This window comes from Bacillus cereus group sp. Bce041, assembly GCF_052646455.1.
The window spans coordinates 1-522 of the sequence record NZ_JBQXON010000051.1; the positions used below are offsets into that span (position 1 = coordinate 1).

The window sequence follows — 522 nt, forward strand, 5'->3', positions numbered from 1 at the left end:
CCTTTTTGGAGCCAGCCGCCTAAGGTGGGACAGATGATTGGGGTGAAGTCGTAACAAGGTAGCCGTATCGGAAGGTGCGGCTGGATCACCTCCTTTCTATGGAGAATTGATAAGCGCTGCTTATCAATATAAGTTTCCGTGTTTCGTTTTCGTTTAGTTTTGAGAGTTCAATTCAGTATTGACTCTTAAATGAGGATATGATATAAATAAATCCTGCAATTTGTATGGGCCTATAGCTCAGCTGGTTAGAGCGCACGCCTGATAAGCGTGAGGTCGATGGTTCGAGTCCATTTAGGCCCACCATACATTTTGGGGCCTTAGCTCAGCTGGGAGAGCGCCTGCCTTGCACGCAGGAGGTCAGCGGTTCGATCCCGCTAGGCTCCACCAAAAAGCTATTTTAAATAGCAAATGGTATGTTCTTTGAAAACTAGATAACAGTGTAGCTCATATTTTTTAATTTTTAGTTTGGTTAAGTTAGAAAGGGCGCACGGTGGATGCCTTGACACTAGGAGTCGATGAAGG

The 522-nt window shown here is 45.2% G+C and carries 2 tRNA genes and 1 rRNA gene; all 3 read left to right on the forward strand.

What is annotated here, in order from left to right:
* Positions 1-96, forward strand: a 16S ribosomal RNA gene (locus tag ACUN13_RS32175); the annotation flags it as partial.
* A gap of 130 nt (positions 97-226) precedes the next feature.
* Positions 227-303 (forward strand) — tRNA-Ile (locus tag ACUN13_RS32180).
* 8 nt (positions 304-311) lie between these two features.
* Positions 312-387 (forward strand) — tRNA-Ala (locus ACUN13_RS32185).
* Positions 388-522 lie beyond the last annotated feature (135 nt).